Genomic DNA, 10,923 nt, shown 5'->3' with positions numbered 1-10,923 from the left:
TCCCGCCTTTTTGATCCGCGATCCTTGAGTCTCTTCACATGCACGTCCCTCCTCTGTTTGTGTTGCTTGCCAGCCTGTTCCTTTCGCTCGCTTGGTGTCATTCAACCACGGCTCAGTCCGAGCAAGCTCACGCAAACACTTCCGCTGCAGCGGAACCCGCACAGCCTGCCGCCAGCTATGGACTGGGCGTGCGCGACACCCCTTGGCGCTCCCCGGCGGAGGAACAAGCTGGGTTTCACCTTCCGGCAGGCTTCGAAATCAATCTGTTTGCTGCAGAGCCTCAGATCGCCAAACCGCTGAACATGGCCTTCGATAAACGAGGCCGACTGTGGGTGACTCAAAGTTCGCTCTACCCCTATCCGTCAACGAATCCGGACCAAGAAGCGGAACAAACGGCGGACGCGGTGGTGATCCTAGAAGATACCAACGGCGACGGGACGGCGGACCGTAAAACCACGTTTGCCGACGGCCTAAACATTCCAATCGGTGTCCTGCCATACGGCGACGGATGCCTCTGCTTTAGCATTCCCAATCTGTGGTACCTGCGCGATACCGACGGAGACGGCCGATGCGATAAACGCGAAATCGTCTTGGGACCATTTGATACAACACGCGATACTCACGGGATGGTCAATGCACTTCGCGATGGCAACGATGGCTGGATCTATGCCTGCCACGGATTCAACAATCAATCGACGATTGCGGGAACGGACGGCGAATCGATTACCCTGATTTCAGGCAACACTTTTCGCTTCAAAGCGGATGGCAGCCGTGTGGAGCAATACACGCATGGGCAAGTCAATCCATTTGGGATGACCCAGGACGACTGGGGTTATTTCTATACCGCCGATTGCCACAGCAAGCCAATCACTCAACTGGTCAAAGGCGCCTACTATCCAAGTTTCGGCAGGCCGCATGATGGTCTGGGTTTCCTGCCTCCGATGGTCGATCACCTGCATGGCAGTACCGCCATTTCAGGGATCGCGTACATCTCACCCGATTCGCCAATAGTGCCACTTCGCGGGCAAATGATCAGTGGCAACGTGATGACCAGCCGTCTAAATCGAAATGCCATCGAATACCGCGGCGCAACCGCCGTGGGGATAGAGTTGCCCGATTTCCTGACCTCCGACGACCCTTGGTTTCGACCGGTTGATATCCAAATCGGCCCACAAAACCAGATCGTCGTTGCCGACTTTTACAACCGCATCATCGGACACTACGAAGTCCCTCTTGAACATCCCGGTCGCGACCGAACCAGTGGGCGGATATGGCAGATTCGATACGTCGGTGATTCTAAGACGGCCTCCACGCCAACCAGCGATTCGGCACAAGACAACAAGATTGCTCGCCAGCAAATGGCGAACTTACAGGCTGCTGAGGGATCGAATCAAATCGCTCTTCTGGCAAGAGAATACCTAAAAGATTCCAACCCGCACTTGGCTCGCTTGGCTGCCGAACGTCTTGGAGAGCACGGAGACCTAAATGACGTTCCCGCCCTCTTAAAACGCCTGCATCAATTGGATAGAGCCGATCATGTTGGTCGACAAAGCGTGCGGATTGCAGTGGCAAGTCGATTGAAGGATTCCAGCGATCAAGAAAAGGGATACCCTTGGCTCGATCAACTAACCGCGACCGAAAAAGACGCTCTGGCAAACATTTTACCAGCGGTCGATACCTCCGACGCTGCGGCATTACTCTTGGATTACTTAGCGGCCGCCCCTGTCAACAAACGGACGCGAAACCTGTTTCGACAAGTCGCCGAAAACGCAACTTCCGATCGGTTGGCCGATTGCGTGCAAGTCGCTCAGCGAATCGCGGGAGAGGACTGGGCACTGCAAGAAGAGTGGTTGGATTTGATCTGGAACACGATCGATTCTGGACAATCCATTCCCGCACCCGAACTGAGGACGTGGTCGGGCAAACTGGCAAAGCATCGCTGGGCGATTCACCGCGAGGAACGCTCACTACTGTCTTCACATCCACCTGTATTCTGGCACAGTGACCGCGGAACCCACTGGCCGGTTCAGCCGCGGCAAAACGCCAGCGGAGATTCCGTGCGGGTCAGCAGCAGTATCCCTTTTGGTGAATCCTACACAGGAATCCAGGCGACCGGCCCCTTTGCGGCTCCCGATATGATCGAATTCTTGATTGCCGGGCATCGTGGTCCGCCGGCAAAACCTGCACACCGTCTGAACGAAATTCGCTTGGTCGACGCCGATACAAATGAAGTCCTGGAACAGGCCTATCCTCCGCGTAGCGACATCGCCCAAAAGGTACGCTGGGACACTCACTCGCTAGCCGGCCGCATGGTCCAAATCGAGGCAATCGACGGAGATTCCGGCAACGCCTATGCATGGTTTGCGGTAGGGGACTTCCGTCCAGCCTGGCTGAACACTTTTAATACTTTAGAAACGTTTCAAACCGACCTGCAGTGGATGGTACGGTCCGCCTCCACCGACAACAACCAAGCCCAACTGGCGACGCTGCAGGCGGCCTTAGAAGAGCCCAACTACCCGCCACTTTTTCGCCTATCCATCGCTCGCGCCATTTCACAGATGCAGACGAGCAAGGACCCGCGGCTGGTCCTTGAAGCGTTGTTACAGGCAGTCTTGACCCATTCAGCAGACGCAGTCGCCCCGTCCTCGCCATGGGCCATTCAATGGACAACGCCTGCCAGCTTGCCTTTGATATTGCAAAACGATTCCGAAACCATGGACAAGGTTTGCCGAGAAATCACCGCAAACCAAAGCACAGCGGGGCAAACTCTGTTTGCTTTGCGATGGGTCCAAGAGGGAGGTTCCACGGAGAGAATTTTACAGATGGGGGACGCCGGTTCGCTGACAGCTCAGGTGTTCGCCAATCCAGAAGTCTGGTCCGCACTGGAACCACGTTTAAAAGATCCTCAAAAAGCGATCGCACAAGCGTTGCACACGCGCGGTCAATCGAGTGAATCGGAGTCAAACCTAGCGTTCATGGAGCGTATGGAAACGATCCAAGGACTGCAAGGCGACCCACTGGCTGGCGAACCACTATTCAAACAGCACTGTGCCGCCTGCCATCAATTGCGAGGCACGGGAACCGTCCTGGGGCCTCAACTGGATGGAGCGATCGTGCGGCCGCAGGAGAGACTTTTCGAAGACATCCTGACACCAAACCGAAATGTTGACAAAGCCTTTCTAACCACCAGTTTTCTAACGCTAGATGGCCGCGTACTGGTCGGTCTGATTCAAGAGGAAAGCGAAAACCAAGTTCGTTTAATCGATGGAGCAGGAAAGGTGCAAACCCTTTCCAAAAAGGAGATCGAATTCCAAAAACCAACCGGTCGCTCGCTCATGCCGGCCAACTTCGCCGACCTGCTGCAGGACCAAGCGTTTGCCGACTTGCTCGCTTTCCTAAAAGAAGGCGACACTAAATAGGCTGCAGGGCATCGTTTCGGAAACTGTTAATATTGATCAACATGTTCATGATCATGACAACAAACACGACGATCACCAGAAGCCAAATCACCCCTGACAAGATGCCACTAAGCGTTTTAATTGCCATCTTTGCCTTGCCATCGTATTCGACGGCAAGCGAACCGATCGATTCAGCGTCCGTCCCCGATAGCTCGGCGACTTCGACCTGAACCAAAAACTCATCCGGCAAAACGTCCGCGGCTCGCAGCGATTTGGAAAGGCTTTGACCTTTTTGGATTGCGTCGGTCGCCGGCTTAATCCCGCCGCGATAGTAATCGCTACCGGTGCTATCGAGTGCCAACTTCACCGACCGAATCGCATCCAGCCCTGTATCCAAAGTCAGCGACAGCACCCAGCAAAACTTTGCCAAAGTGATTGTCCGAATTGCCGGTCCTAGAACAGGAATCATATAGAACAACGGGATCAAGTTATGGCAGCCGAGGAAATTCTTGCGGATGGCAATAACGATCCCGGCGATTCCGGCGAAGAACAGGCCCACGAAAAACAGGAAGATCGCAGCCCCCGAAAACCCACGCAGGCCCAATCCGGTGAAATCCAGCATTTCCCCGCCGCCGGCCGGTTTCAGGACGCCCAGGATCACGATTAACATCGCAATCACAAACACCCCGGCAAGCAATTGAATCAACGGCCAAGCGATCCAGGTTAAAAATTGCCGCCGCATTTTTACGCGGTGTTCGTAATGGTCGGCGACCATTGCCATCGTTCGCTCCAGGCGTCCCGTCAGTTCTCCGACCTCCATCATGGAGACCATTAGTTTGGGGAAATAGCCGTTCTCGGCACGCATCGATTTGGAAAGCGTCTGTCCTTCTTTTAATCCTTCGATCAAATTCAACATCGCTTGCCGGTGCCGTGTCGACCCACTTTTGGCCTCAGCCATAAGCAACATCAAAGTATCTGCACCCGCTTTATGGCCTGTTCCAAAACGGCGAGAAAACCCAGCCGCCGTCGTGATTCCCATTTTCTTAGCCACGGCAATCTCTTTGCAATTAGAACAAGCAATACAGCACAAGCAAAAACAATTCGTTGGCGACCCCGCATGCGATGTGAGGGTCCAACAAAGCATCGCTGTTATTCAGCGGCCGGTGGGTTAGCGGCTTCACCCGCTTCGCCTTTTTCTGCCAGATGTTTTCCGGCAGCAAGGGTTTCCAGTTCCGCCGTCAATTCTTTGGCGAGTGCTTCAATTTCATTGAACCCGACGTGAATCGCTTCGATTCGCCCATCTTTTCCGATGATAACCGTTTGTGGGATCGCGTTGGCGCCGTAGGCTCGAGCGATTTCCCCCTCCAAATCAAACAGCACCGATGGCGCGATATTGTGTTGTTTAAGGAAGTCATTGATTCGCGTTTTCTCTTCGCCGATGTTGACCGCGTAAAAGGCGACATCCTTATCGGCAAACTGATTGGTGACTTCGATGATTTTAGGAAGTGCTTGGACACAGGGGCCGCACCAAGTCGCCCAAAAATCGAGCACAACAATCTGTTTATCGCGATGCTGCTTGAGATCAAATGGCTTTCCATCCAAACCCTCGGTCGTGAATTCTGGAGCGGGAGTCCCGACCAAACTGCTGGGATCGAGGACGCCCGAGAGAGAGGCGATCAACGCGTCCAGCGAATCAAATTTTTCGGCATCCGCATTCGGTTTGAACTGGAACATCTCATCCTTCACTTCAGCCCCGACTTCCCAACGTTTAAAATTGACCGTCAAAACATAGGTGAACCCTTCGGGGATATTGGCATTGTTCATCCTTTGCAGCATGCCCGTCATATCAACGGACAACCGAACCGGCGAGGCTTCTTCTTTATTCTGGACCCACAAATCAATCACCACGCCGTCGCCACGGCGGATATGAATTCGCTGAGTCCCGGGCAATTCTTCACGCTCCCCGTCACTGATTCCCATCCCGCCTGCGGTTCGGAAGAATGCGGGAAAAGCGTCAACGCCAGCCAAAGAGAGCGACAGGATGTATTCGGGAAAAGGGCCAAACGGCGTGTTCACATCGCTGGCCAACGCGTCTAACGATTTGGGCAACTTTGCTTCGACGTAGGCGGTAGCGAGGGGAGCGAAATAAAGTTTCTCGCCATCGGCAACCATCTGCATTTCTTCGTCGGTCGTCTTCAAGATGGCGGAGACCCGGTTGGGTCCTGCCGAAACGATCTGATAAGTGCCCGCCTGCGTTTCAACCGGCTCTCCATTGATCGCGGCCGTCAATTCCATTTCGGCGACCACGCGATTGGTTTTGGCGTCACGAATTCGCTTAAACAACGGGGCGATGGCCGCTTTAACTTCGGGAGTCATCGCCACGGCATCTCCGCTCGGAGCAAGCACCCCCACGGGAGGGGCCTTCTTTTCCTCTTGAGTCTCCTCGGCTTGCCCCCATCCTAAGGCCGCAAAAAACACGACAGCAAACGCGGTGAGCGATGTCCGCAACGAACCACTCACGCAAGGCAGGGAAACCAGAGAAAATCGAGACACGTTTAAGACTCCAGGGAAGGGGGTTTTAGGGAGAGCCATCATGATATGCGGCAACGGACAGGCGGTCGACAAGGCTGATCTTGACCGGAAGGGGACCAAACGCGTAATGTTCACTCGCCTCGGTATTCCGACTTGGCAATATTCACCAATAAAATGTCTGCTAGCCATGGATTGGCAAGGGGATTCACATGTCTGATGGAACGACAAGCGTACCACTTCTGGATGTAGCTAGAGGAAATACTCCGCTGCGAGAAGCTTTTCTGGAAGCGCTACAGGAGGTTGTCGACAGCGGTCGATTCCTCTTTGGCCCGGATGTTACTCAGTTAGAAGAAGAGATTGCTTCATTTTCTCAGGTCGACCATGCAATCGGGTGTGCCTCTGGCAGCGACGCCCTGCTGCTGGCCTTGTTAGCGCTGAACATCGGCCCTGGCGATGAAGTCATCGTTCCCAGTTTCACCTTTTTTGCCTCGGTCAGCTGCATTACCCGAGTTGGTGCGACCCCGGTCTTTGTGGACATTCGTCCAGACACCTTCAATGTTGATCCTGCCGCGATTGAAGCGGCGATCACACCGCGGACCAAAGCGATCATCCCAGTCCATCTATTTGGGCAATGTGCCGAAATCGATCGGATTTGCAAAACCGCTGCACAGCACAACATTCCTGTGATCGAAGACGCTGCACAATCAATTGGGGCAGCCTACCACAGCCGTCCGGCCGGAAGCTGGGGAACCGTCGGTTGCTTCAGTTTCTACCCGACTAAAAATCTTGGCGGCATGGGCGACGGCGGAATGTTAAGCGCCAATGACCCCGCGACCGCCGACCGCTTGCGATTGTTCGCCGGCCACGGCATGCGGCCTCGCTATTACCACCAGGTTGTCGGAATCAACAGCCGTTTAGATTCTTTCCAAGCCGCTGTATTGCGAGTCAAATTTGCGCAGCTTCCCGAAGCCATTCGCAAACGTCAGGCAAACGCAGACCGCTACTCCCGACTGCTAAAAGACGTCGTCGATAGCGATCAGATCCAATCGCCAGTCGCTTCCGAAAATAGCTACCACGTCTGGAACCAGTACAGCATCCGAGTCGGCGGAGGCCGCCGCGACGCGCTGCGAGCGTTCCTCAGTGAACGAAACATCGGCACCGAGATCTACTACCCCATTCCCGTTCATAAACAGGAATGTTATCGCAACGAATCTTTCGCAAAAGTCTCGTTGCCGGAAACCGACGCCGCCTGTGCCGAAATCCTCAACCTGCCAATGTTCCCCGAACTGACCGAAGCCGAACAGCAAACGGTCGTCAAGCAAATCGGCGAATTTTACCAACAGGCTGGACGGGTCGCGGCATAAGCCGCCTCTGCGTTAGGTTCACAATTCTAGGCGTATGCTCCATACGCTGGGAATCAAAACGTCCTCCGTGCCGCCAGGCACGGAGCCTTTCTCGCATCCGAGCCTTTTCGCAGCTGAACCTGCCAGCGCTGCGCCCTTTCGGCCAAGCCTTGGGCCGGGGTCAGCCATCGTCGATGGCCGTTTAGCCGTTAAAAATTCTTCATCGGAGCTCGCTTGGGACGCGGTCCAAACGCTTTCCTAGCGATGCGGTCCTTGGTCTGCGTCGCTTGGCATCCGCCAATCTCCTCTTGGCGAAAGACTGACCGAACCAACTTTGGGACCATCCGGTACGCAGCTCCGTTTGAACTGACTGGCAAAGAACCGGCGATAAAAGGTTTGCAAAGCCTCCTCGATTTGCGTTTCGCTGTAGGCCTCCGAAAACTCTGCGTGGGCCGCTAGGTAACGAATCTTCTCGGGGGAGAATCCGTTTCGGATGACGTTATACAAAAAGAAGTCGTGCAGTTCGTACGGACCTATTTTGTCTTCGGTTTGCTGCCGAATCTGTCCGTCTTCGCCCGGCGGAAGCAATTCTGGTGAGATGGGCGTATCGGCGATGTCATGCAATAAATCCGACGCGGTATCGTCCACCATATGATCGGCGGCGAACCTTACCAAATAGCGAACCAGCGTTTTGGGGATTGAAGTATTGACGTTGTACATCGACATGTGGTCGCCGTTGTACGTACTCCAGCCAAGAGCCTGTTCCGACAAATCGCCCGTTCCCAAAACGAACCCGCGGCTCATCAACAAAAACGTTCGAATACGAGCTTGAACGTTTTCGAACACCAAATCATTTGCATCCGCAGGGGTTTTCTGCAACTCGGATTGCAGCGAATCGATCGTGGTCGAATCATCGATTTCAATCCCGAGGGGTTTATGCTGCAGGGCCCGGAATGACTGCAGGCAAAGCGACCGAATATCAATCCGCTCAGTCGCAATCCCCAGTTCGTCCATCAAGCGAACCGCGTTCTCTTCGGTCTGCACCGTGGTCCCGAAACCGGGCATCGTCAAACCATGGATTCGCTTTCGCGACCAACCGTACTGATCACAAGCTTGAACCGCCACCAACAACGCGAGCGTACTATCAAGGCCTCCGGAAACGCCGATGATCAACGGTAGCGATTCGGGCAGGCGACTAACCCGTTTCGCCAAACCTGCGGTCTGAATTCCGAAGATCTCTGCACAGCGTTCTTCACGGTCCGCCAGATCCGCCGGAACAAACGGCTGGGAAACGATCTCACGCAAGGGTAGGTCGTCGCAAGAGGGTTTTCGGTTGCCCGTCGCTTCGATCGTTCGATAGGGATGCGTCAAGCGACTGCGCCCATCATCAAAGGAACTGAGCACTCGGCGGTCATGTTGAATCCGCTGCAAATCCACATCGGCAATCACATGAGCCGCCCCTTTCCAGATCGGACCACCGTCACCGACTCGACGCGATTCCGCCAGTACCTGACCATTTTCGGCGATCAAGCAGGCCCCGCCGAAGACAAGGTCGGTCGTCGATTCGGTAGGTCCTGCACTCGCATACGCATACGCGGCCACACATCGTCCCGATTGGCTGGTCACAAGATCGCGTCGCCACTTCGCTTTGCCGATGACCTCGTTGCTTGCGGACAAGTTCAACAACACGTTTGCCCCCGCAACGGCTTGGAAGCTACTGGGCGGCAGCGGTGTCCAAAGGTCTTCACAGATTTCGATTCCCAGCACGGCGTCTCCATGCCGGAACAACAGATCGCGTCCAAACGGGATCGAAGTGTTGTTCACTGTCAACGTATCGGGCTCCGACCCATCGGCTGCGCGGAACCATCGCCCTTCGTAGAATTCCCCGTAGGTCGGCAGGAATTGCTTGGGGACCATTCCTAGCAGTTTCCCTTTTTGGATCACCGCCGCAACATTCATCAGCGATGTCTGAACCTGAATGGGCAGACCAACGACAATCAGTGAATCCAGATGGGCGGTCTTTTCCGCTAGTTCAAAAAGGGCTTCAACGGCGGCATCTAAAAGCGCATCCTGTGCGAACAGATCGCCACAGCTATACCCGGTGATGGCCAATTCGGGGTAGAGCACAAGATCGACCTGCGGTTGGCCTTCGATTGCTTGCCATAGATATTCAACATTCTTAGCCGGATCCCCGACCGCTACCTGAGGAGAAACGGCCAAGATCCGGTAGAGACCGAACGGTGGAAAAGATTCATTCGGCTGCAAGTCGTTGGCCATTACTTTGCTTTTGTTTAACGATTCGCGAATTTGGATTTCGATCTGGCCTCTGATAGGCTTTGCGTAACCGACCCGCACGCCTGCGGAACCGAAAAGTTATCGCAATCCAGGGAAACTCGCCACCATGTCCATTTCTCGCCGCCAATTCATCCACTCAACTGCCGTCGTTGCCGCTGCTGGCCCCGCAATCCTGACCAGCAAACGAACCGCAGCCCAACAGATAACCGGCAGCGGAGACCACCAGTTTCACTTTAATCACCAGTGGGCGCAGCTGCCTGATTCTTTCCGTTGGCAGACGACTCATAACGTCGCGGTGGCTCCCGATGGCTTGGTCTACATTATTCATGAAGGAATGGCCTCCGAACCAGACCATCCCTCCATATTCGTCTTCGATGCTGAGGGCAAGTTCGTCCGAGCCTTCGGTCAAATGTTTCAGGGAGGAGGGCACGGAATTGAAGCCCGCCAAGAAGGCAGCGAAACGTTCCTCTATGTGGCGGCTTACCAGCAGGCAAAAACGATCGCCAAATTGACTACCAAGGGCGAAATTGTCTGGCAACAATACGCCCCAATTCAAAGCGAACACTACGCCGAAGCCGAAGCAGCCAATCCTCAAAAGATATGGGGACGCGATCGCTTCCTGCCGACCAATTTTGCATTCCTACCCGATGGCGGTTTCTATCTCGCTGACGGATACGGCAGTTTCTATATCCACCGTTACGACGCGGATGGAAAATGGGTCTCCAGCTTTGGCGGCCCCGGCAAAGAACCGGGCAAGTTCCAAACGCCTCACGGGCTGTGGCTGGACGAACGCAATCCAGAATCGCCACTGCTGGTTGTCTGCGACCGAGCCAGTAATCGCCTGCAAACCTTTGACATGGACGAAAAACACCAACGCACGATTGACGGTTTCGGGCTGCCCGCAAACGCCGATACCCACGGCGACCTGCTGATGATCCCGGAACTGGTCGCGCGTGTTTCCCTGTTGGACGGTGACTTCAATACCGTGGCGACGCTTGGCGAAGATCGCCAACGAATTCTGACCGATAAAGAAAAATCAAAAGGGTTTGCAATCCGTAGCGACGAAAGCCGCTGGGAAGAAGGCAAATTCGTCCATCCACACGATGCCTGCTTCGATGCCGACGGCAATATCTATGTCGCGGAATGGGTGTCAACGGGCCGGATCACGAAGCTCACGCGAGCTTAGTGTGTTGCCTTTCGCGGGGGTGGTGCGATTTATAAGCTGGCGGATTGCCGTGGCGTGACAAGCGACAAAAATCCCAACCCGCTGCGTAAGCAAGGGACTGCAGGCCGAGTTCCCGGATCCTCGCTGCCGTAGCGAGTTCAGAACTCGGCTGACTGCGACCTTACTCGCA

General features: G+C 54.7%; 6 protein-coding genes. 3 read left to right on the top strand and 3 right to left on the bottom strand.

Features of this window, described 5'->3' with window-relative positions:
- The first annotated feature begins 38 nt into the window (after nucleotides 1–38).
- Nucleotides 39–3,419, top strand: coding sequence for a PVC-type heme-binding CxxCH protein (locus FF011L_RS02470; protein ID WP_145349961.1), 3,381 nt, complete (start codon nucleotides 39–41; stop codon nucleotides 3,417–3,419).
- Here FF011L_RS02470 and FF011L_RS02465 read toward each other — a convergent pair.
- Nucleotides 3,412–4,449, bottom strand: coding sequence for a type II secretion system F family protein (locus FF011L_RS02465; RefSeq protein ID WP_246109680.1), 1,038 nt, complete (start codon nucleotides 4,447–4,449; stop codon nucleotides 3,412–3,414). The genes FF011L_RS02470 and FF011L_RS02465 overlap by 8 nt on opposite strands.
- Before the next feature lie 98 nt (nucleotides 4,450–4,547).
- Entirely contained in the window at nucleotides 4,548–5,951 is a 1,404-nt protein-coding gene (locus FF011L_RS02460) for a TlpA family protein disulfide reductase (RefSeq protein WP_218932971.1), read from the bottom strand.
- 188 nt (nucleotides 5,952–6,139) lie between these two features.
- Here FF011L_RS02460 and FF011L_RS02455 point away from each other — a divergent pair, with 188 nt between their 5' ends.
- Nucleotides 6,140–7,294, top strand: a complete 1,155-nt coding sequence (locus FF011L_RS02455; protein WP_145349958.1) for a DegT/DnrJ/EryC1/StrS family aminotransferase — start codon at nucleotides 6,140–6,142, stop codon at nucleotides 7,292–7,294.
- A gap of 237 nt (nucleotides 7,295–7,531) precedes the next feature.
- On the opposite strand, the gene FF011L_RS02450 is transcribed toward FF011L_RS02455, so the two are convergent.
- On the bottom strand, nucleotides 7,532–9,550 hold the full coding sequence (locus FF011L_RS02450; protein ID WP_145349956.1) for an NAD(+) synthase: 2,019 nt from the start codon (nucleotides 9,548–9,550) through the stop codon (nucleotides 7,532–7,534).
- Nucleotides 9,551–9,674: 124 nt separating this feature from the next.
- On the opposite strand from FF011L_RS02450, the gene FF011L_RS02445 reads away from it, so the two are divergent.
- Nucleotides 9,675–10,754 (top strand): NHL repeat-containing protein, encoded by a 1,080-nt coding sequence (locus tag FF011L_RS02445; protein ID WP_145349954.1) that lies wholly within the window; start codon nucleotides 9,675–9,677, stop codon nucleotides 10,752–10,754.
- Nucleotides 10,755–10,923 lie beyond the last annotated feature (169 nt).

The sequence above is a fragment of the Roseimaritima multifibrata genome (assembly GCF_007741495.1).
GTDB lineage: Bacteria > Planctomycetota > Planctomycetia > Pirellulales > Pirellulaceae > Roseimaritima > Roseimaritima multifibrata.
The sequence above is the reverse complement of the archived record's forward strand: the minus strand, read 5'-3'. Positions and strand labels throughout refer to the sequence as shown.